General features: G+C 61.0%; 17 protein-coding genes, 4 tRNA genes and 1 pseudogene. 13 read left to right on the top strand and 9 right to left on the bottom strand.

Annotation, left to right across the window (positions count from 1 at the left end; genetic code table 11):
- The first annotated feature begins 134 nt into the window (after positions 1-134).
- Positions 135-1,454 carry a hypothetical protein gene (locus BST12_RS30880; RefSeq protein ID WP_425437393.1) on the top strand — a complete coding sequence of 440 codons (1,320 nt, stop codon included), beginning with the start codon at positions 135-137 and terminating at the stop codon, positions 1,452-1,454.
- A gap of 29 nt (positions 1,455-1,483) precedes the next feature.
- Here BST12_RS30880 and gntD read toward each other — a convergent pair whose 3' ends face one another.
- Positions 1,484-2,845, bottom strand: coding sequence for a guanitoxin biosynthesis L-enduracididine beta-hydroxylase GntD (gntD, locus tag BST12_RS14180; RefSeq protein ID WP_083113765.1), 1,362 nt, complete (start codon positions 2,843-2,845; stop codon positions 1,484-1,486).
- Positions 2,846-3,181: 336 nt separating this feature from the next.
- Here gntD and car point away from each other — a divergent pair, with 336 nt between their 5' ends.
- The 4 genes from car to BST12_RS14200 all read left to right on the top strand — a co-directional run bounded on the left by car (position 3,182) and on the right by BST12_RS14200 (position 10,334).
- The gene (gene car, locus BST12_RS14185) at positions 3,182-6,730 is read left to right on the top strand and encodes a carboxylic acid reductase (RefSeq protein ID WP_083113766.1); all 3,549 of its coding nucleotides are present in this window, start codon (positions 3,182-3,184) and stop codon (positions 6,728-6,730) included.
- Positions 6,727-8,286: an MFS transporter gene (locus tag BST12_RS14190; RefSeq protein WP_083113767.1), complete on the top strand. Its 1,560-nt coding sequence runs from the start codon at positions 6,727-6,729 to the stop codon at positions 8,284-8,286. The genes car and BST12_RS14190 overlap by 4 nt, the downstream gene beginning before the upstream one ends.
- A 256-nt stretch (positions 8,287-8,542) precedes the next feature.
- Positions 8,543-9,136: a uracil-DNA glycosylase family protein gene (locus BST12_RS14195; RefSeq protein ID WP_083113768.1), complete on the top strand. Its 594-nt coding sequence runs from the start codon at positions 8,543-8,545 to the stop codon at positions 9,134-9,136.
- Positions 9,126-10,334 carry a tyrosine-type recombinase/integrase gene (locus tag BST12_RS14200; RefSeq protein WP_083113769.1) on the top strand — a complete coding sequence of 403 codons (1,209 nt, stop codon included), beginning with the start codon at positions 9,126-9,128 and terminating at the stop codon, positions 10,332-10,334. Before BST12_RS14195 ends, BST12_RS14200 begins: the two co-directional genes overlap by 11 nt.
- Before the next feature lie 601 nt (positions 10,335-10,935).
- Here the strand turns inward: BST12_RS14200 and BST12_RS14205 are convergent.
- Positions 10,936-11,427: a hypothetical protein gene (locus tag BST12_RS14205; RefSeq protein ID WP_083113770.1), complete on the bottom strand. Its 492-nt coding sequence runs from the start codon at positions 11,425-11,427 to the stop codon at positions 10,936-10,938.
- A 134-nt stretch (positions 11,428-11,561) separates the two neighbouring features.
- Between BST12_RS14205 and BST12_RS14210 the strand changes: the two genes are divergently transcribed.
- Positions 11,562-11,819 carry a hypothetical protein gene (locus BST12_RS14210; protein ID WP_083113771.1) on the top strand — a complete coding sequence of 86 codons (258 nt, stop codon included), beginning with the start codon at positions 11,562-11,564 and terminating at the stop codon, positions 11,817-11,819.
- Between the two features lie 33 nt (positions 11,820-11,852).
- Here the strand turns inward: BST12_RS14210 and BST12_RS30885 are convergent, their stop codons facing one another.
- Positions 11,853-12,629 (bottom strand): hypothetical protein, encoded by a 777-nt coding sequence (locus BST12_RS30885; RefSeq protein WP_139801678.1) that lies wholly within the window; start codon positions 12,627-12,629, stop codon positions 11,853-11,855.
- 39 nt (positions 12,630-12,668) lie between these two features.
- On the bottom strand, positions 12,669-12,962 hold the full coding sequence (locus tag BST12_RS30890) for a hypothetical protein (protein WP_139801679.1): 294 nt from the start codon (positions 12,960-12,962) through the stop codon (positions 12,669-12,671).
- Positions 12,963-13,242: 280 nt separating this feature from the next.
- Here BST12_RS30890 and BST12_RS14220 point away from each other — a divergent pair, with 280 nt between their 5' ends.
- Positions 13,243-13,587: a hypothetical protein gene (locus BST12_RS14220; protein WP_139801680.1), complete on the top strand. Its 345-nt coding sequence runs from the start codon at positions 13,243-13,245 to the stop codon at positions 13,585-13,587.
- Between the two features lie 12 nt (positions 13,588-13,599).
- Here the strand turns inward: BST12_RS14220 and BST12_RS14225 are convergent, their stop codons facing one another.
- The 4 genes from BST12_RS14225 to BST12_RS14240 form a co-directional block, all read right to left on the bottom strand.
- Positions 13,600-14,481: a hypothetical protein gene (locus BST12_RS14225; RefSeq protein ID WP_139801681.1), complete on the bottom strand. Its 882-nt coding sequence runs from the start codon at positions 14,479-14,481 to the stop codon at positions 13,600-13,602.
- Between the two features lie 977 nt (positions 14,482-15,458).
- Positions 15,459-16,637 (bottom strand): hypothetical protein, encoded by a 1,179-nt coding sequence (locus BST12_RS14230; protein WP_083113775.1) that lies wholly within the window; start codon positions 16,635-16,637, stop codon positions 15,459-15,461.
- A 250-nt stretch (positions 16,638-16,887) separates the two neighbouring features.
- Positions 16,888-17,166, bottom strand: a complete 279-nt coding sequence (locus BST12_RS34855) for a helix-turn-helix domain-containing protein (RefSeq protein ID WP_083113776.1) — start codon at positions 17,164-17,166, stop codon at positions 16,888-16,890.
- 181 nt (positions 17,167-17,347) lie between these two features.
- A tRNA-Val gene (locus BST12_RS14240) sits at positions 17,348-17,419 on the bottom strand.
- Positions 17,420-17,589: 170 nt separating this feature from the next.
- Here BST12_RS14240 and BST12_RS14245 point away from each other — a divergent pair.
- The 6 genes from BST12_RS14245 (at position 17,590) to BST12_RS14270 (ending at position 21,097) form a co-directional block, all read left to right on the top strand.
- Positions 17,590-17,662, top strand: a tRNA-Gly gene (locus BST12_RS14245).
- Positions 17,663-17,691: 29 nt separating this feature from the next.
- Positions 17,692-17,765, top strand: a tRNA-Cys gene (locus tag BST12_RS14250).
- 15 nt (positions 17,766-17,780) lie between these two features.
- Positions 17,781-17,855 (top strand) — tRNA-Val (locus tag BST12_RS14255).
- A 134-nt stretch (positions 17,856-17,989) separates the two neighbouring features.
- A complete protein-coding gene (locus BST12_RS14260) occupies positions 17,990-18,265 on the top strand; it encodes a type II toxin-antitoxin system TacA family antitoxin (RefSeq protein ID WP_170062126.1) in 276 nt (91 codons plus the stop codon).
- On the top strand, positions 18,262-18,795 hold the full coding sequence (locus BST12_RS14265) for a GNAT family N-acetyltransferase (protein WP_083113778.1): 534 nt from the start codon (positions 18,262-18,264) through the stop codon (positions 18,793-18,795). Before BST12_RS14260 ends, BST12_RS14265 begins: the two co-directional genes overlap by 4 nt.
- Positions 18,796-19,243: 448 nt before the next feature.
- Positions 19,244-21,097, top strand: a complete 1,854-nt coding sequence (locus tag BST12_RS14270) for a molybdopterin-dependent oxidoreductase (RefSeq protein ID WP_083113779.1) — start codon at positions 19,244-19,246, stop codon at positions 21,095-21,097.
- Between the two features lie 54 nt (positions 21,098-21,151).
- Here BST12_RS14270 and BST12_RS14275 read toward each other — a convergent pair.
- Positions 21,152-21,906, bottom strand: a pseudogene (locus tag BST12_RS14275) (transposase); the annotation flags it as partial.
- Positions 21,907-22,016: the final 110 nt, after the last annotated feature.

A 22,016-nucleotide genomic window follows, 5' to 3' on the forward strand; every position in this document is an offset into this window, starting at 1 on the left:
GCATTGCCGCCGGTATCGGCGGCCTTGGCGGCAAGGCCGCACTGATCGGCGACGGCGGCAATGGCGGCGCCGGCGGACAGAACCTGAACGCCACCGGAACCGGGGCCAACGGCGGCAGTGGCGGCAACGCAGTCCTGATCGGCAATGGCGGTGTCGGGGGCAGCCCCGGCATCGGCCCCAGCGGCGACGGCGCCCACGGCGCCGCCGGCACCGGCGGAATATGTCCAGTGCAGCAGGATCTGCTCAAGGTGATCAACGCGCCCACCGAGGCGTTGCTGAACCGCCCGCTGATCGGCAACGGCACCTCAGCAACTCCGGGCAGCGGTGCCGACGGCGCGCCGGGCGGGATCTTGTACGGCAACGGCGGCAGCGGTGGATCGGGTGGGCCGTCGCACGCCGGCGGCGGAAATGGCGGGGCAGCCGGATTGTTCGGCAACGGCGGCGCCGGCGGCGCCGGCTACAGCGTCACTAGCGGTTCCGCGGGGACCGGCGGCAGCGGCGGTTCCGGTGGCCTGCTGGCCGGTCGCGGCGGGGTCGGCGGCCTGGGCGGCAACAGCAGCACCGGCCTGGGCGGGGCCGGCGGAATAGGCGGCGCCGCAGGCGTATTCGGCGACGGCGGTGCCGGCGGTATCGGCGGACTGGGGCAGAGCGCCGGCCTCGGCGCGGTTGGCGGCGACGGCGGCCACGGCGGTCTGCTCCTGGGCAACGGCGGCAACGGCGCTGCCGGCGGGGCCAACGTCGGCGCCGGGGGCACCGGTGGAACCGGCGGGCACGGCGGCCATGGCGGCCTGGTCGTTGGAAATGGCGGCGCCGGTGGCCCGGGCGGGCCCAACGCCGGCGCTGCCGCCAACGGTGGCAGCGGCGGAATCGGCGGCGCCGCAGGCTTATTCGGCGAGGGCGGTGCCGGCGGCGTCGGTTCGGGTGCCTTCTTGTCCGGGGGCGCCGGCGGCGCCGGCGGCACCGGCGGCATGCTGGCCGGCAACGGCGGCGCCGGTGGCCACGCCGGAGTCGGCGCCGAAACCGGGACGGGCGTCGGCGGGATCGGCGGGGCCGGCGGCAACGCCATCGGCCTGTTCGGTCACGGCGGGGCCGGCGGCACCGCCGGCTTCGGCGCCGCTATCGGCGGAGCCGGCGGGGCCGCCGGTAACGCGGGCCTGTTCATCGGCTCCGGCGGCACCGGTGGTGCCGGCGGGGTCGGCGGCGTTGGCCCCGGCGTCGGTGGTCTTGGCGGTAAGGCCGCGCTGATCGGCGACGGCGGCGCGGGCGGGGCCGGTGGTCAGAACCTGAACGCCACCGGCGCCGACGGCGGCAATGGCGGCAACGCCGTCCTGATCGGCAGCGGCGGTGCCGGCGGTAGCCCAGGCTTAGGACCCAACGGTAACGGCGCACGCGGGAAGGCCGGCAGCGGCGGCATACTGTTCGGCGCCGCCCCATCGTTCGACTGGTTGGCGTGAAAGACCCACTGTGCCAACCCCGTTGCCGGTCAATTCGCGCTGTGGGTTATCACTCGGCTTGCATCGCCGAGCCGTCCCTGGCGCGTACGTCGCAGGTCGGTGACGATGTTGACGCGTTTGAGCCAACGATCGGTTCCGTCGAAGCGTGGCTGGAATGGGCGCCGCCCATGCACGACGTTGTTGTTGTTCAGGAATACCGCTTCTCCTGGATTCAGCGGCAGATCGTATAAGCGGCTGTCGAGGTGATCGATAATCCACTCGAGAGCCATTTCCGCGACCACATCTCCGGGCTGGGCCTCGGTGAAGTCACGATCGATTCTGAGCACCGGACAATACGGGGAACCGCTGAGAATGGCGACTCTTGGCGGCTGTTCATAGATGTCTCGAAGATGACCGAAGCTGCTGTCGCGATGGTGAGAAACGTTGAATTGCGCGGTGTGTGACGAATCCGGGCGGATGATGAATCGCTCTTCGCGTAGGGTGTCCCGGATGTCGCCCGGAATCCGGCTGGGGTCCACTCCGGAGATGGTCGTAGCAACCTGGCTGGGCCGTCGCAAGCAGAGCAATCCCACGTAATCGGCACGATACGGCGAGAAGGCGTCCTCGGTATGCCAGCCCAGTTCGGTCAGACTCGACGAACTCACCAACGAGTTCTCAAGGCCCTTGATCGGCAGGACATCGGTAACGAGCCGGCCGTCCTGCTGGGTCTGCCAGCCGATCGTGTCGCCGAGAAGGGCAGCAATCAGCAGTAGCGCCACCGATTCTGAGCTACTGCCGCCGCTCTGAGCTGTCGCCCAATGCGCGGGCGTCGATTCCAGCTCTGGATTGATTACGACATTGCGCACCACAAAGGCATGCAGGCGATCGCAATAGCGTGCATTGTTGGCCGCCACACGAAGAGCGCGTGGCAGTTCTGCGGCAATCACCGGTGCGTCGGCATGCAAACGCTGGTTTTCCGCACCGCCATATTGCTGAACACACTCCTGCGAGAGATTGCGTAACGCTACGGCCTCGTCTCGATCCAGCGCGTAAGTGACTAGCGAGTCTTCTGACTGCTGACTTTCCGCTGTCCATAAGACGGCGTGGGAACGCATCGTTGCTGACCTTTCGTAGACGGCGAGGTTGCCGAGCTTGATCAAAACCGCCGACGCTGGGATATGGCTGTGCACATTCTGATGTTCCTGGAATCTTCCTGAAGAATGACTGTGCCCGGTTTGCGATTTTGACACTCCGGGGCCGTTGATAATTTTCACGTATTGATTGATTGACGCACCCGGTTCGGTTGCCACGATGACGTGATTCGGTGGATTGGGCGTGCGCGCCATGGGCTGCGATTCGACCCGCAGTAGGGCACGCCCAACGGCGATCACGTCGATAAAGCGGCTTCCCACCTGTCTCGAATCACGTTCTCTGACAGCCGCTTTGAGCCAGCAACTCGGTGTTCGAACCAGCCCTTGTTGACCGGCCGGCCTCCCCCGCTGAGCTTCGACTCACCCAACCAAGCCAGTGTTCCATCGAATGTCGCCTGAAATTCACTGGCAAATTCATTTCCAATTACGGGACTTGAATATTACCGGTCAATGTGATGTCACGCACAGACTACCGTGAAGCATCTCACATCAGCGAAATGGCTTTTATGCCCGAGAATAGGTCCAGCATCCCCGTTTGGCGATCACCATTCCCAACGGTCTGTTTTCCCTAAATTAATCCGTCCGAAGGGGCTTTTCTTGTCGACCGATTCGCGCGCCGAGCGGCTTGCTGCCCGTATCGCGCACTTGTACGCCACCGACGCGCAGTTCGCTGCCGCCAAGCCCAGCGACGCGATCACCCGGGCGGTCGAACGGCCCGAAGTGCCGCTCCTGCAGATCATTCGCACGGTCATGGAGGGTTATGCCGATCGCCCCGCGCTGGCCCAGCGCGCGGTCCAATTCAGCCTCGATCCGGACACCGGCCGCCGGACACAGCAGCTGCTGCCCCACTTCGAGACGCTCAGTTACCGCCAGCTATGGGACCGCGCCCGCGCCTTCGCAACCGCGTCATCGACGGAAGTCGGTGTCGGCGACCGTGTTTGCCTGCTCGGGCGCGCGAGCGTGGACTACACGATCGTCGACCTAGCCCTGATTCGAATGGCGGCCTTGCCCGTTCCGCTGCAGACCAGCGCCCCGATCAGCCAACTTCGGGCCAGTGTCGCCGAGACCACGCCGACTATGATCGCCTCGAGCATCGAAAGCCTCGCTGATGCAGTGGAATTGGCGCTAACCGCGCATGCGCCGCACCGGCTGGTCGTGTTCGACTACCGCGGCGAGGCCGACGACCAGCGCGCCGCTCTGGCCGACGCACGCGCACAACTGGCCGACAGCGGGGTGATCGTCGAAACGCTTGCCGAGGCGATTGAGCGCGGGAATACGTTGCGGCGCGTGCCTTCTTCTGAGCCGCCAGTCGAGCCGTCCGGCGATCTGCCGGCGCTGCTGATCTACACGTCCGGCAGCACCGGCTCATCCAAGGGCGTCATCTACCCGCGCAGTCGAGTCACGAAATTCTGGCGCAAGTCGGATGCCTACATCGCCCAGAGCAGCCATCCGTCGATCACCCTCAACTTCATGCCGATGAGCCACGTGATGGGCCGCGAGGTGCTGTACGGGACGCTGGCCAACGGCGGTACCGCATATTTCGTGGCAAAGAATGATTTGTCGACGCTGTTCGAGGACCTCGCGCTGGTGCGGCCTACCGAGCTGGACTTCGTGCCGCGCGCGTGGGAAATGATCTGCGCCGAATTCCAGACTCGGGTCGACCGGCGCCTAGCCGGCGGGGGCGATCGATGCAACCCCGAAGCCGTAGCGGAACAGGTCAAGGCCGAGCTGCGGCAGAACCTGCTCGGCGGCCGGTTCGTGGCGGCGCTCACCAGTTCAGCCCCCAGCACTGCGGAATTGAAGGCGCGGTTGGAGTACTTGCTGGAAATGCATGTCGCCGACGCGTACGGCTCGACGGAAACCGGAATGATCTGGATGGACGGCCAGGTGCAGCGTCCGCCGGTGCTCGCTTACAAGCTGGTTGACGTGCCGGACCTGGGTTATTTCCTTACCGACCAGCCGTTTCCGCGCGGCGAGCTGCTGGTCAAGACCGAAGGCATGTTCACCGGTTACTACCAGCGCCCAGAGGTCAGTGCCGAGGTGTTCGACGCTGACGGCTTCTACCGCACCGGCGACGTGATGGCCCAGGTCGGCCCCGACAGTCTGGTCTACCTCGACCGTCGCAACAACGTACTGAAGCTCGCGCAGGGCGAGTTCGTCGCCGTCTCCAAGCTGGAGCCGTTGTTCGCCGACAGCCCGCTGATCCGGCAGGCCTACGTCTACGGCAACAGCGCACGCGCTTACCTGCTGGCCGTGATCGTCCCGGCCGAGGACGCACTGACCCGCTTCGACCCAGACGAGCTCAAGGCGCGGATCATGGAGTCCCTACAGCAAGTCGCCAAAAAGGCCGGCCTGCAGTCCTACGAGATCCCGCGCGATTTCCTCATCGAGACCACACCCTGGACGCTGGAGAACGGCCTGCTCACCGGCACCCGCAAGCCGGCCCGGCCGCAGCTGAAAAAGCACTACGGCCAGCGTCTGGAACAGCTCTACACCGATCTCGAAGATGGCCAGGCCGTCGAGCTACGCGCGTTGCGCCTGCGCGGCGCCGACGCGCCCGTGCTGGAAACCGTCAGCCGCGCCGCCGAGGCGCTGCTGGGCAGCTCAGGCGCCGACGATGTGCAGCCGGATACGCACTTCACCCAGCTTGGCGGAGACTCGTTGTCGGCGTTGACATTCGGCAACCTGCTGCAGGAGATCTTCGACGTCGAGGTACCCGTAAGCGTGATCGTCAGCCCGGCCAACGACCTGCAGGCCATTGCCGACTACATCGAGGCCGAGCGCAAGCCCGGCGCCGTGCGACCCACCTTCGCCGCGGTACACGGGTCAGGTGCCACCGAGGTGCACGCCCGCGACCTCACGCTCGACAAGTTCCTCGACGCCGCCACACTGGCCGCGGCCCCCACCGTGCCCGGACCCCGCGCCCAGGTGCGCACCGTGCTGTTGACCGGAGCCACCGGCTTTCTGGGCCGCTACCTGGCGCTGGAATGGCTGGAACGGATGAACCTGGTCGAAGGGAAAGTGATTGCCCTGGTGCGGGCCAAGTCCGACGAAGAGGCGCGGGCACGGTTGGACCGTACCTTCGATAGCGGTGACCCGAAGCTGCTGGCGCACTATCAGGAGCTGGCCGCCCGGCATCTCGAGATCGTCGCCGGCGACAAGGGCGAGGCCAATCTCGGCCTGGACACCCAGACCTGGCAGCGACTGGCCGACAGCGTCGATCTGATCCTCGACTCGGCCGCTCTGGTCAACCACGTGTTGCCGTACAGCGAATTGTTCGGCCCGAACACGATGGGCACCGCCGAGCTGATCCGAATTGCCTTGAGCGGCAAGCAAAAGCCCTACATCTACGTGTCGACGATCAGCGTGGGCGACCAGATCCGGTCCGACGCGTTCATTGAGGACGCCGACGTCCGGGAAATCAGCCCGACCCGGCGGATCGACGACAGCTACGCCAACGGCTACGGCAACAGCAAGTGGGCCGGCGAGGTATTGCTGCGCGAGGCCCACGATTTGTGCGGCCTGCCGGTCGCGGTGTTTCGTTGCGGGATGATCCTGGCCGACACCAGCTACGCCGGTCAGCTCAACCTGCCCGACATGTTCACCCGGATGATGCTGAGCCTGGTTGCCGCCGGCGTCGCGCCCGGTTCGTTCTACGAACTGGACGCCGACGGCGCTCGGCAGAGGGCACACCACGACGGCCTACCGGTGGAGTTCATGGCCGAGGCGATTTCCACGTTGGGCGCCACCCTGGGCGAGGTTCGAGATGCGCAGGGGCTGAGCGGGTTTGAGACCTACCACGCGATGAACCCCTACGCCGACGGCATCGGATTCGACGAGTTCGTCGACTGGCTCATCTCTTATGGCTGCTCGATCGAGCGGATCGACGACTACGCCGAGTGGCTGCGGCGGTTCGAGACCAGCCTGCATGCGCTGCCCGAAAAGCAGCGCCACGGTTCACTATTGCCGCTACTGCACAACTACCGGCGGCCCGAGACGCCTTTCAACGGGGCTGTGATACCTACCGACCGATTCCGCGCGGCAGTCCAGGACGCGAAAGTCGGCCCCGACAAAGACATTCCACACCTCACGCCGCAGATCATCACCAAGTACGTCACCGACCTGCGACTGCTCGGACTGCTGTGACAACCGAGCAGCTTGCGGCCAAACCGGTGACGGGACGCGCGGGTGCGGTGTTGTTCACCGTCTGCGCCGCGCTGTTTCTGGTCGTGGTCGACGTCACCGTGCTGCACGTCGCCGCACCGAAAATCGCGGAGGGCCTGAATCCGTCAGCGACTGAATTCCTTTGGATCGTCGACATTTACCCGCTGGTGATGGCCTCACTGATGCTGATCGCCGCGGTCGCGGGTGATCGATTCGGCCGCAAGCGGCTCCTCATGGCGGGCCTGACGATCTTTGCGGTGGTGTCGATCCCGGCGGCGTTCGCGAGCACTCCGTTGCTGCTGATTTTGGCCCGCTCGGTGATGGCGGTGGGCGCGGCGATGATCCTTCCCGCTACGGTCTCGCTGCTGCGGGTCGCGTTTCCCGAGCGCAGGGAAAGACTGCGTGTGATTGGGATCTGGTCGGCGGTGTCGGCCGTTGGCGCCGCGATCGGCCCGGTGATCGGCGGACTGCTGGTCGAGTACTTCTATTGGGGCGCAGTGTTTCTCGTCAATGCCCCCCTGGCGCTGCTGGTGCTGCTGTTGGTGTGGCGGCTGGTCCCCGAATCACGCTCGCAGGCCCGTCTGGTGCTGGACGGGCTCAGCGTCGTCTTGTCGATCGTGGGCGTGCTCGCTTTTGCGCTGGCTATCAAGCAGGTGACTCGGCACGGTGTTGACGCCGCTGCACTCGGGTGCCTTGTCGTCGCGGGTGGCGGGCTGTGGTGTTTCATCCGCCGCCAGTCGAATAGGCAAAACCGCGGGATCGAACCGCTGTTGAACGTGCGCCTTTTCATGCGCGCGTCGTTCAGCGTTGCGGTCGCATCGGTGGTGCTGGCGGTGTTTTGCATCGTCGGGTTGAACCTGGTGTTCGCCCAGTATCTGCAGAATTTCCTGGGTCTGACGCCTGTCGAAGCGGCATTGCGACTGACGCCGATGGCGGCAACCACTGTTGTGGGGTCGCTCTCGGCGCACCTGATCGTGGATCGCTGCGGCACTCGTGTCGCGATCGGTTGTGGTCTAGGGCTCGCGGCGCTGGCGCTGATCCCGTTGCTGACCCTGGGCGCGCACGAACAACCTTTGGTGTTCGCCGGCTCGCTGGCCGTGGTCGGGTTTGTGCTCGATGTCGTGGTGGTCTGCGCGAACGACGCCATCGTCTCCGCCGTCTCGCAGGACTACATCGGCCAAGCCGCCGGCGTTGAAGAGGTCGCCTACGACCTCGGCGGCGGGCTAGGCATCGCGGTGCTCGGTTCGGTCCTCACCGCTGGCTATACCGCCGCGTTCCGGCCGATTCGTGGTCTGAACCCGGACCAGCTGTCATCTGCGCGCGAGTCGATCCGTAACGCCCAACACCTCGCCGGCCAAACCAGCGCACCCGCGTTGGCCGAACAGATCCGTCTCGAGGCGCAGAAGGCATTTCTGACCGGCTTTCACACCACCATCGCCGTTTCGATCGCGATCCTCGCGGTGGCTGCCGTCGCGGCCGTCGTGGTCATTTCGTCCAAGTCGGCTCCGGCTGACGAAGACGTGTCGGAGCCTACATAAACCGAGTGGTCCCGGCTGGGATCGAACTAGATTTGTTTGCTGAGAAGGTACCCCGATGATCAGCGGATTACCTTGTGTTGCAGCATTTTAAGCCTCTTCCCTCGTAACAAGAGACACCAGCGCACACCAGCGGTATGCTGTTTCGTATAGCCCATGGATAGCCCGGCACTGCAAACCTCCAGTTCAACACGGTTTCACCGCTGGGATATCAGCAAACTAGATGACTTCAAGTTGTAAGCGAGAGGAAATCAAGTTCATGTCCGGTGTGAAACGACAACGCATGAATCTCCTCGCCGACCAAATCGCGTACTGCCGCGACTGCGACGGGATGAACGAACCCGGCAAAACCGAGTCGGCACCCGGCTACGGTTCCGTTGACTCCCCCATCGCGATCGTTGGCCAGAGTTTGTGCCGTAAGTGCATGGAGACGAAAATTCCGTTCACAGGCGGCAGCGGAACGTACATCGATAAGGCTCTAGAACTCGCGGACAAGAAGAAGCGACAAATTTTCATCACCAACGTTGTTCATTGCCACCCGCTCAATGATGCGCCATCAGAACAGGAGTGGATCGACAGCTGTCATCACTTCCTGCGTGACGAACTCGCGATAGTGCAGCCGGTGCTTGTGATCGGATTGGGTGGGGATGCCGAAGACGAACTGACAAAGTTGTACCGGAATGGGCAGAAACTTCCGTGGCCGTTCATCCAACCCCGCAAGTATCAACCCGGCGCGACCTATCTCTTGTTTCCGGAACATCCTGGTTCGCTTCGATGGAAACCCACGGAAGATCGGCAATATTGGTCGCCTAGCCTTGCCAGCGCAATCAGTTGGGGTTTCGATGCCCGGTAGGAAAAACCATCGCGGGTGGGGATGGATTAGAAAACGCTCTAGCGGTCGCTACCAGGCGTCATACATCGGCCCCGACAACGTGCGGCACTTCGCGCCGGAAACCTTTGAACTCAAGATCGAAGCCGAGGAATGGCTGACCGCAGAGCGCCGCGATATCCAGAACGCTAAGGCGGGGTTGCGATCCGTGACGGCAAGCAACGTATCGGCTGAACTGCAATGGATGAGCCCAGCGCAACGCAGCGTGGTTGCGAATCAAAAATTGAAGTCACAACCTACGCTCTCCGAGTATGCAAAAGACTGGATCGAGCACCGCCAGATCAAAGAAAATACTCGGATCCAGTACCAGGCCAGCTTTGATAAATACATCGCGCCGAAGCTCGGTTCGATCCTGGTAAGCAACCTGCGTCCCGCTGCGATTCGCACATGGTATAGCGACCTAGACCCAGCTCATCAAAAGACACGTGCTAACGCTTACGGATTGCTCAACACGATTTGCAAGACGGCAGTGATAGATGAACTGCTACAGCAGAATCCGTGCAACATCGAACGCGCAACTGTGGTGGAAAACAACCATGAAGCCGTCATACCGACACCAGAGCAACTAGCGATCATCGCAGACAAGATCGAAGCAAAATTTCAAGCGCTGGTACTGATTTCGGCGTGGTGTGGCCTGAGGTTCGGTGAGGTAACAGAGCTGCGCCGCAAGGATATCCGTTACGTAAATGCCGACGACTCCGCAGTGCCAGGCATCATCGTGGTTGCTCGCGGCGTAAGCCATCGCAAAGGTTGTCACCTATCCACGCCGAAAACACATCGCACGCGCAAGGTCGGAATTCCGCCGCATATCGCTGCTGCAATCCATGAGCATTTGGAGCGGTTCGCCGAGCCTGAATCTGAGGGTGGCCGGTTGTTTGTGCCGGTTCGCGGAGGCTGTCATGTCATGGATCGCGTTGTGCGACCCGCCTTCCGTGATGCTTGCGCCGCTGCTGATATCTCGGGTATGCGCCTACACGATTTGCGCCACTTCGCCGGTACCCAGGTGGCGCGCGTCGGCAACCTGGTGGAGACCATGAACCACCTCGGACACACGACACAGAGCGCCAGCTTGCGGTATCAGCACATGGTCAGCGGTCGCGATGCCGAGATCGCCTTGGCCTTGTCCGCCCTCGCGACCAACCCGGCGCAAATCATGACCTGAGTTGCTGGTCCCAGCGGTGTTCGCACTGCTTGCACTCTCTTCCTGATGATGTGAGCCAGTGGACATCGAAACACCCGCACGCGGGACATTCACAAACTGCTGCGAACGACGAAAGCTCCTTTTCCCTCCGTTTTACGTAAGATTCGCGTTGCTTTTTTGCATCCTTCACAACGCGCCGACCAAGCGTCTGGAGGGCTTCAATGCCTTGTCCTGTTTTGATGTACTGATCTATTATTACGCGCGCATCTTCGTCCGAAAGTACCGGCGCAGAAACATCTCGTACTTTTTCTTTCTTTCGCAATCTTTTGTGTTCACTGTCAAGAAACGCTCGAAAATATTCCTCGGGCAAGCCCCAACCACGTGTCATATCGTCCTTCGATTCCAGAGCTGCATTTCCCGCAATCCTTTCCAGCGCGACAGGGCGTTGTTGTCCCCTTCCGGGGGAGGTCGATCGTAAGCCAACTGACCGACAGGCTTACCGCCCCAACACGTCGACAAAAACCGCCCGGCTGTTGCAATACCAGCCGACATTGTCGGCATTTATGCAGCTCAGAGGCTTTCTTGTGCTTGGCAACCCCGATTTGGGCTATGCGCGGGCTATTTACCGGTCGCTTCGGCCCGGTGGCAACGCCCGCTGCTCTTGGCGGGTGCGTTGTACCGCCTCACGTCGCAACCGGGCTATCTCATCCATGCTGTCCTCCATCGTCATCAGACCATCGTTCGGCGGTGCTGTGCCGAACACAGAGCGACGTTCGTCGTCGCCTGGTGTGATCGATTGGTCAGTGCCGTACAAATCGAGTGGACCTACGTCACATAAATCAATCGGGGCATCGTCGTCGTTTGGATCAACGACTAGCTCAGCGTCAATTGCATTGTCGTTGGCGGCGGGTAATGCGTGAGGTTGAACGTCTGGGACACCTGTACGGTGTGCTGCGCGCGAACCACCACGCATCGTCTCGATCTGGTCAGCGATATTTTCGTAAGGCTTTGCAGACAGTTCAATCTCAGCTTTGACACCAACTCCGCCGCGATCCAATGCATCACGAATTGCGTTGAGCTTCACCGCATCTGAAACGTTGTCGTCGGTCGCCATTTTCAAAAGCTCACGCGCAAGGCGGTCAGGAGGGTGGCCGGTTGTTTGTGCCGGTTCGTGGTGGCTGTCATGTCATGGATCGCGTTGTGCGACCCGCCTTCCGTGATGCTTGCGCCGCTGCTGATATCTCGGGTATGCGCCTACACGATTTGCGCCACTTCGCCGGTACCCAGGTGGCGCGCGTCGGCAACCTGGTGGAGACAATGAACCACCTCGGACACACGACACAGAGCGCCAGCTTGCGGTATCAGCACATGGTCAGCGGTCGCGATGCCGAGATCGCCTTGGCCCTGTCCGCCCAGGCGACCAACCCGGCGCAAATCATGACCGTCGGGTCGGAATGGCATTCGCCAGGCGCGCCGCAATTCGGCCCAACCGCGCCGGATACATGAAGCCATTTCGTTTCATGTGCAATCCGTGATTCTTTAGCCGACTTGGCCGAAACCATCGACGAATGGCGTAACTATTTCGCAAGCATCACGCTCAATACTCTGTCGAGCAGTGAAGGTTTTCCAACATGTATTGCAGAACCGCGCAAAGATCGCCATGTCACCTAACGCAATCGGTGCCAGCAATGACACGTTGAGATCGATGGTTTCGTTCGCGTAGCGCATGTTCTCGTGTGCGTAGTGCATTGCTTGAATGCAGTGACCGTTGCCGTTGATGTCCAGATCGCACCAGATGTCATCTTTCAAATCATTGACCACCGAGTCGAAAGTTCGGTCGCCGCGAATCAAAAAACGCTCACTCGGTCTGCTCGTCGCGTAGACGATGGGGGCTCCAACCCCTCCGACATACCGCGCGGGCAAGTGCGCGGGATCAGCAAAGAAATTATGATATGCCGCAAGAGCTTTCGCGACGATTTGGCGTAGCCGTGGTTCAGCACCAAACAGTAGATGAACGCCCAACAGCCCTGGCGCGATCTTCTCGTAATACTGCTCAACCCAGCTCTCAGCCTGGCGTCGTGCGGCTTCTAGCTGATCTGCTATTGCTTTGGAATACGTAACGAATTGAACGCTATCCTGATCATCGGGATCAACCGGAAGAACGACGCCGGTCAATGCACGTCGTTGACGTTCCCCGCTTTCTGGATCAGTGATCTTCTGGATCTTTCTGTGAGCTAGAACCGCTCTCTCTGGATCGTATTTTTGCGCTATCGACAAATCGTAGATTCGTCGTTCAGCATCGTTCAACAGCGTCATAGTAGTCATCGTGAAATCCTTTCGGTTCTAAGATTTTGGTTAGGCGCTAGTGCGCTTCGTTCCTAAAACAATGAAGTCATACAGGTTTTGATCGGAAAGGTAGACGTGGTGCGCGATGTAGTGGCGATTAAGCCTGCCTTGTGTGATCGCAGAACGCAGATAGCGAACCGTGACATCTACACCAAACAGTTCTTTGATACGTTTGACCGCTTGCTCTAACCCCTTGATATTAGGACTTGACGAATAAGCTGATCTTTCGGCCTGCGCATCGGGAGCAATTTGCATCAGGGGTTTCGTTTCATTCACCCGTTTGGGAATGGGGTCAGCGGACATAGGTGTATTCCTTTGCGAATTACCGTACAAGATTTGCATTTTGTAAATACTCGCCTCAATGGCGTTATCTGAGTATTACCCCAGCACTACACATGGCGCAAGTGTCTCGGGCGAATTTCTCAAGCAGCTCCTAGTGGTGGGCCGGTGAAATAAGAAGAGCCCCTAATTCAAATTGATTCTGTCTGCTTTCTTGTTATTTGACTTCTCGGAGCGAAGCCATGGGCAGCAGCGACCTCTGGTTGTGTCGCTCTGCGGTGAGCTGGCGCATAGCATCGAGGCCATGAGCGACCCCTCACGCCCAGCCATCGAAGCTCTCACCGACGCCATACGAGCAGCGGTACGCAAAGCCCTCGACACGCCTGAGTTCCACGATGCGGTTGACGCGGCGGCGAAGCGGTTCCTGTCCGAGGTTGGTCAGCAGGCCCAGATCGATGCCCGCGCCGATGATGTGGCCCTTCAGATCAAGTCCGCTGTGATGGCTCCGGTTTGGCGAGAAGTGCTGGCGGCTGACGAGCTGCCAGAGGGTCTTATAGACCCTCTGCTTGCAGTCCAACAGGTTGTTGGCGACATCGGCAGCCAGATCAACGTCGCCATCCGAGATGCAATTCGTCGGGCAACCGACTAGCCCGGTCCGGCGCTAGCCCCGCTGGGCGCCCTCGTGAATCCGCTTTGGCCCTTCGGTGTCTGTTCTGCCCCAGCGGTAACCCGACGCATCCTCGAACTGTATTTGCAGATGAGGCCTGTAATCAGCTTGCGTTGTCTCAATAGCCATTGCCGTGAATTGTCCCGGCGCTAAGATCGTCTGCCACTCGTCGGTTAATCGCGTTTGAACCGCGTGGTTAACTTGCGCTTGGAGGTTTGCGGCTGTTTGCTCATTCAGTTGTGGGCCCATATTTTCAAGCCCGGCGGCAAATTGCGCATTAATCGCGTCAATTTGTGTGGTGTCATTCGGATCAGGCAACGACATTACTGTTGCCTTCATAGCCTCGATGTATTGGTTGAATCTCACGGCAAGAGCATCCATAACCTGTGAGAATACCGGTGTGAAAATATTAATCATGGTTTCAGCGAGCCCTGCTCTGTTAGCGAGACGATAGCCGTGCGGAACAGTATTGCCAGCGCGGTCGCAGATAATAATGTCGATCTTCATATCGGAAACTACGTCTGTGCTCCAATTATCGACCCTGAGGTTCCACAGCGTATTACTGACAACGTCACCTCGAAAGATCGCTGGAACGATTCTGCGCGCCTGGGCGGCGAGCCGATCGTCTTCAGCTTGTCTCAACACCGCAATCTGCGCTTCGTGGCGCTGAAGTTCGGTGCGATCTCGTGTCTTTCGGTCTTCCCGCTCTCGCCGGGATTTGAACCACTGGAACCAAAACGTGGCAACCGCCGCGATCACGCCGAGTGCGCCCAAAGCTGTGCCGCACGCTGCGGCTATCTGCAACGCATCGGGTACAGGGTTGTGCTGAACGATGGTGACGTTTGGCTCAGCGGTATAGCTGACGAAAGCGGTCATCATCGAGACGGTAGTGCAGGGCGCCGACCTAGCCCGGTCTCGCCGGTGTGATCGGCCTTGGTGCGGTGCCGTTGGGATTCCTCGGGGGCCGGTTTAGTCGCGGTCGCAGCGGTGCCGGTTGGCAGCTATACGGCAGCTCTGGCCGGTCATAGGCACTCACCGGGACCGCCGTCGCGCCTTACGGGTCCGCTTGAGCTGACGGCGGTACCCCTTGCTCAGCTTCCGCGCCTCAGCCGTCGCGGCCTTGCGAGCTGACTTCGGAAACGCCGCCCCAGGTGTCACACGATGAGGCAGAACGCGAGCGCGCCTAGTGACCGACTTCCGATGATCGGAGGCCGCACGGGCCACGTGACGCTTCACCAGCTTGCGACGGGCAACCGCCGTACGGGTACGGCTGGCCGGATGCACCTGACTGGCCGCGAGGGCTGTCACAGCCGCCGTACCGGCCATCACGGCCCGACGACGACGCACACGGCGCTTGAGATCGGCAGCTTCGGTGGATACCTCAGACGTGGTGCCGGTCGCAGCGAACCGGCCACGGGCATCCCTGACGTAGCTTCGGACTGACCGCGTTGCGGTCTGGCTAACCCTTGGTGCTTTTGGCCGGCGTCGAGACATCACGAGACTCGCTAGCGCTTCTTACGTTGGTGCGCAGTCGATTTCGCACGCCGACCGATTTTGGTATTTCCCTTAGCTCTCGCGGCCTTGGCAAACTTCGCGCGATGCGCCTTCTGCTTGCGGGACGCCATCGACAGTCTCCTAACCGTGCTTACGCCGATTACCACCAGGGCGGTTCGGTGGTGGCGTGCGACCGTGATACCTACCACCTTCGGAGGGCGGGGCATCTTCCAAACCCATTGGGGTCAAACCCTTTCCGTGAGAAAACTCACTGGCCCGATTCCGTTGCAGAACCCGTGCGCGGCTCTTGGCGCACAAAATCTGTTCGGCAAACCACGGGGAAAGCTGACCGCTCACGGTTACACCGGAATCTGGGTCGCGGTCGGCGCGGTGTAGCTGCTGGAATTGGTGACCTGAATTACCGCAGCAGCGCCGCGCTGACGCACACCAACACCGAATGACCGTTGCGAATAACTTCCGACAATCGGGTACTGACCTTCACCAGGAATATGACGCAGCCCTTGGTATGCGGTGTTGGGATGCTGACGGAAACCCATAACATTATTCACACTGTTCGGCCCCGACGACGCCACAACAGCCACATACCCCGATGGAATGAAATCGCTTTGAATCAACAGCGCTGGCCCGTAACTGCCCTCGACTTTCAGGCCCCAAATCTCACCTGGCACCGGTTGGCCGACCAGCTCACCGGTTTGCGTGATCCAAGGCGGCGCATCGTTGGCCGGAATAAAATCATACGAAGCATCGGGACCGCTCGGGCGACTCGGCTCACCTGCCCGCCACGCTTGAATCAGCTCACTTTCGTCACTGTTGGCAAGGATCAAGAGCTTTGAGTTTGTCGACGTGCCATAACCTTTGCGAACGATGAGTCGAATTGCATCTTCGATATCGGCAGCGTCGATCTGTGATGCCTGGCTCGGGATGTAGTGCGTGGTGTTCTGGCTGAACGTGCGGCCCATGTAGCTGGGCGGGGTCAGACCATCGGTGCCGTTCCACAGGCCGAACACGCGCATCTGGTGTTCGTTGCGCTTCTCGGCGGGATCGAACAGCCTGCGCAAAATCGTGCCGGTCACGAGCTGGTTGTCAGCAGCCAAAATACCGTTCATCACAGCTTCAACCTGACGGATATCAGCATCGCGCAGGAACCGCCAAGAAAATCTAGAGGCCAGGTCAAAATCACCGAACTTGTACCCGAGGGGCAAAGCGTTGGGCGACCCGATCGACTTAGGAACACCCAAATCAGTTGCCTCTTCAAACGATCCGATCGTCATGTCCTGCGGGACAGCTTCACCGCTGACCGTGGTTCTGAAGATCAGAAGATCAGTAAGCTTCGTCTTTTCGCTGTTCCAAATGTTGAGTAGTTCGCGCCACTCGTCCCACATATCGTTGAGATCAGTGCCATCGTTGAGGCGGTTAACGAGAACATCACCGTGGACGTTGATTCCATAGTGGGGTTGAGTGCCGCCGAAAATCGGATATGCCGCCAAGGCGGCGGTGTGTGCAGTAAGTGCGTTCATTTTCAAACCCTGCCTATGTTTTCAGCAATAGGAAAATGTTCAAAGCCAATTGCGGCGAATCCTACTCCGCCATCATGGGTCAACGGCGCTAAAAACAGTGTGTTGCAAGCTATTCGACCGTTGATGCTCCCATAGCACGCGGGCGTTGACTACGTATTGCCAGATAGCAGGACAGCCAGCCCTTGCAACGGGCGCGGTGCGGATCGCGGGCCGTCCGATTCCAAATAACCGAGCGGCAACAAAATTTTTTCTATAGTCCCATCGTCTTCACAACAACGTCTAGTTCGTTAGCATCGTATTTAAATAATCTTGGCCCCAGACGATGGACCGGAACTATCTTTTTGTGAACATAGGACCGCAGCGTGTTTTGGGATACACCTAGGTAGGCAGCCGCTTCAGCGGTCGAAAGATATCGAGAATTAGTTGATAAATTAGATACTGGATTAGACATGATGCGAACCTTTCGCTTATACATCGGGATTTGCGAAAGGCTCGCGAGCTTTTTAACCTGAGCGCCACAGGGTGTCATATCAGACTACCTCTGTTGGCACCTAAATGCCACTGATGTAACTCAAAAGCACTCCCCCCGCCGGTCGATGGGCGGGGCGGATCGCCAGCAAACCCGCCAGGCGAGGCGAGATAGCCCATGGATAGCCCAAACGGCCTCGCGTGCTAGGCGAAAACCGCCTCTGAACTGCGAAAACAACTTGTGGTCCCGGCTGGGATCGAACCAGCGACCTTCCGCGTGTGAAGCGGACGCTCTTCCACTGAGCCACGGGACCGGCGCCGAGAGGCGAACGAGGTCGAAGACTAGCACGAGTGGCGACACCACCGAACGCGCTACCTGGGCGAGCGCTCACCTAGACACGCAACGCTGCAGAAGATTTGTGTGCGCCCGCTCACGTGGACTATCGTCGTGCTTCGCACCGGGCGACGATCTCGCCCGTTGCGCGCGGACGTAGCGCAGTTGGTAGCGCATCACCTTGCCAAGGTGAGGGTCGCGGGTTCGAATCCCGTCGTCCGCTCGAAGGTGCAAGTGGCATCAATCCCCAGCGGTGGAGTGGCCGAGTGGTGAGGCAACGGCCTGCAAAGCCGTGCACACGGGTTCGATTCCCGTCTCCACCTCCAGCTTCGATCCCCACAGCGCGATTAGCTCAGCGGGAGAGCGCTTCCCTGACACGGAAGAGGTCACTGGTTCAATCCCAGTATCGCGCACCAGCTGCGACGCAGGTCAGCGGCTATTTCGCAAGGCCCTCGCCAGATTTCGTGCACTCCCTATTTGCGACCGGCGCAGTCCGCGCTTGAAAGCCCATATGATTGACGTGTACGCCTATCAGGCACACAATGGATGCATGGCTACGAAGTCTGAACGTTTCGCGGTGCGCCTGACCCCCTGGCAGGACGCACTTATTCGCCATGCCGCCGAGGTCGAAGGGACCGACCTCACTACTTTCTGTGTCAGCGCTACCGTCGCGCACGCCCGCGAGGTACTAGCCGACCGCCGACACTTCTTACTCGACGACGCCGCGTGGACCGAGTTCAACGTCCTTCTCGACCGGCCCGTCCAGATCAAGCCTGCCTTGACCAAGCTGTTCGCCAAGCCATCCCTGTTTGATCCCGACGCGTGAGCGGTTACAGCGTCCCGCGACCGATCACCGAGACAGATGACACCGCCGCGTTCGACAGTGGTGAACCCACGCTCGACAACTATCTGCGTCATCGTGCGCTGGCCAACCACGTCGGCGGCGCATCGCGTTGTTTCGTCACCTTGCACGATGGCCGAATCGTCGGCTACTACGCCTTGGCGTCTGGGGCGGTGTCCCACTCGGGTTGCGCCGGCAAATTCCGTCGCAACATGCCGGACCCGATACCAGTGATCTTGCTGTCCCGCCTCGCGATCGACCGCAAACACCAAGGCCGCGGGCTGGGAGAGAGTCTGCTGCGCGACGCCATCGCGCGGGCGGTGCGAGCCGCCGAGCAGATCGGCGTCCGCGCCATCCTCGTACACGCACTCCACGACGACGCGCGCAACTTCTACCTCCGGTACAACTTCGAACCATCCCCCACCGACCCACTGCACTTGATGTTGCTGATCAAAGATGCTCAGGCGAGCGCCCCCGCCCTGCGGGGGGATGGGTACGACCCCGTCGCGAGCTAATCGAGGCGATGGTCGCGGAGGGCGCAGACCGTGACCACCTTGAATCGGCCTTCCGTCGGCGAAGACTTTGGTCAGGTGGTTGGTGAGGTGGCCTGGTGCGAGCGGCGCGCTTCGGCCCAAATACGGCCTCGCGCGATCCCACTTTGGCGGGCCCTGCACAAGCTGGCCGCCACAGTCGCGCACGCCATTTCACAACGCCGGCGCATACCGAGCCAGCACCGACACGGACCCGGTCGATGCCCTCAGCAGACGCAAGCCCTCCTCGGTCAGGCCGCCGCACTCATCGCACCAGCCGCTGGCCTCGAAGACGCAGACCAACCACCACCCAAGCACTCCACCAAAGCATGCATGTGTTGACCATCACGCCTACACCCGGGTTCCCGATCACCTAAGCCAGGCGTAGAGTTTATACAAATACCCTTTGTACAAAATAACCGAGCGAGATCCGATGGCCGGCAATATATTCCACGTCCAGCACTCCCCCGATAACAGCCACAGCGTCGATTCCCAGGGAACTGTCACCGCCGCGCACGACACCGAAAAGCTCAAGTCAAACAACCCCGCCCACAACGGGCAGCAGGCGGTGGCCTATCGCAACGAATTGCACCTTGCCGAGGACATCGTCAACCCAGAAACCTGGGCCGGCGGGCTGGAAGACAAGCGCGCGATCGCGCCGCGGCTGCGCGTCGGTCGAGACAAATGGCTGAACCTGCTGTGGCTGATTCCCATCGGGTTCGCCCTGCTCGTCGCTGCGGTGGCGATCGGCAAAGGCCTGCACAACGTACCTGCCGTGCAGGAGTTCATTCAGCGCCATCCCGGTAGCCATGTGCCTTCCGGGGTCAGTCCGGGCATACCCGCGTGGGTCGGCTGGACGCACTTTTTCAACCTTTTCTTGATGATGTTCATCATCCGGTCGGGGATTCAGATCCTGTGCGATCATCCGCGGCTTTACTTCAGCCGCAACGCCACTCCCGGCAAAGACGAGTGGTTGCGTGTGGCCAAGCCGGTGCCCGATGACCCGCTGTGGACGGCCAAGGACGATTCGGTTGGTCTGCCCGGTCAATTGGGATTGCCTGGTATTCGCCATTCCATTGGGCTGGCGCGGTGGTGGCACCTCGGCGTGGATGTCTTGTGGTTGTCCAATGGTGCGGTCTTTTACGTGCTGTTGTTCGCTACCGGCCAATGGCGACACATCGTGCCGACCAGCTGGGATGTTTTCCCAAATGCCATATCGGTTGCACTCCAATATCTTTCGCTGAGCTGGCCGACAGACAACACCTGGGTGGCCTACAACGCGCTGCAGTTACTGGCCTACTTCGTCACCGTCTTCGTCGCCGCGCCGCTGGCCGTTGTCACCGGCCTCGGCATGTCGCCGGCCCTGTCGATGCGCCTGACCGCGATCAGCAAGCGCCTGAGCATCCAGACCGCACGCTCGCTGCATTTCCTGGTGCTGGTGTACTTCCTGTTCTTCATCGTCGTCCACGTCACGTTGGTCTTCGCCACCGAAGCTTTGCGCAACCTCAACCACATGTTCGCCGCGCGCGACGACAACAGCTGGGTCGGGTTCGCCATCTTCACCGCGGCCATGGTGGTGGTGGCCATCGGCTGGGTCGCCGCAACGCCTTTCACCTTCCGCCACCCCCGCGTGGTGCAGCGCGTCGGTTACGCCCTCATCGGGCCGCTGCAGCGGCTGTTCGAGTACGCGAACCCAAAGCCGGGTGCCTTCACCGAAAAGGATGTCTCACCGTACTTTTGGCACAACGGCACCTACCCGGAGACCGTCGAATACAAGGAGTTGGAGAAAAACAACTTCGTGGATTGGCGACTACGGGTCTACGGCCTCGTCGAACACCCGACCGAGTTCTCGCTGGCCGACTTGCATGATCTGCCCTACCACGAACAAATCACCCAGCACTTCTGCATTCAGGGCTGGTCGGGTGTCGCCAAATGGGGTGGCGTGTCGATGCAGACGGTCATGGACATCGTCAAGCCGCTACCCGAGGCGAAATGGGTGGTGTTCTACTCCCTGGGTCCCGGCGCCGATGGCGGAATCTACTACGTCGCACACCCGATCGAGCAGATGAGTCACCACCTGAGCATGCTTGCCTACGACATGAACGGCGAACCGGTGAGCTATGGCCACGGCGCGCCGCTGCGGCTACGCAATGAACTGCAACATGGCTTCCGACATGTCAAGTGGATAAAGGGCATTGAGTTTGTCGCACACTACGGCGAGCTGGGCAGCGGCCACGGCGGCTACAACGAGGACCACGAATTCTTTGGGCGCCACCAAACCATCTGAGGCGCCCAGGCCGGGCAGCCTGCCGGTTCAGCTTGGCCTCAAGGGCGCCTTTCAGAAGCCCAGGGCGCCGTCGCCGACCGCGAGCACCGGCGCGGTCATGCCGCGGGGGCGGCAATCGCGCAGCAGATCAGCCCACAACACGCTGGATTCACTAAAGCCGTCGGCCAGTGCGACGAGATCCTTGCGGCCATCAGCGCGCACCCCGATCATCGCCAGCAAACAAAGTTTCTCGTCCTCCACTCGGACCTTGAGTTGAATACCGTCCACCCACAGGTAGACGTAATCGGTGCCCGACAAATCGCTTGCGCCAAATGCTTTGGCTTCATCCTGCCACTGGGCGGTCAGCCGGGTGATCGCCGACGCCGACAGTCCCGCACCAGTGCCCAGGAACTGCTTGAGGGCAGACCCAAAATCCCCGCTGGACAGTCCGTGTAGGTGCAGCAGCGGCAACACCTCGGCTCATCTGCGGTGATTTACGCGCCCAGGCCGGCAAGATCGCCGACGAAAACCGGCACCGCTTACTGGTGTCAGCGTCAACGCGTTAGTCGTTGACCCGCGGGGCCCTAACCGGCACCGCACCGGCGGCCGTCAACGCGGTGCGCTCGTCATGGTGGCCATTGCGCACCACCAGCCGATGCCCGCGCTCATCAACGTGATCGCTGAACTGCGCGATAGGCCGCAACTTCGGCCTTCAGCGCCGTCGCGAGCATCTTGCGGGCACCGTCCCGCACGATCTCATCGAGAACCGAGACGCCCGAAGCGACGGTGTCGTCATTGGACTCATCAACATCGTGAACTACCGTGAGCATGGGCGTACCTTCCCGAACCAGCGCGCCAACGCCGGTCCTCGGTCAGACAATCGGACTTCAGATCATCCCCGGGAAGATGGGCCCATTCACGCCGCCTCGCCGAGGCTCAT

The sequence above is a fragment of the Mycobacterium angelicum genome (assembly GCF_002086155.1).
Taxonomy (GTDB): Bacteria; Actinomycetota; Actinomycetes; order Mycobacteriales; family Mycobacteriaceae; genus Mycobacterium; species Mycobacterium angelicum.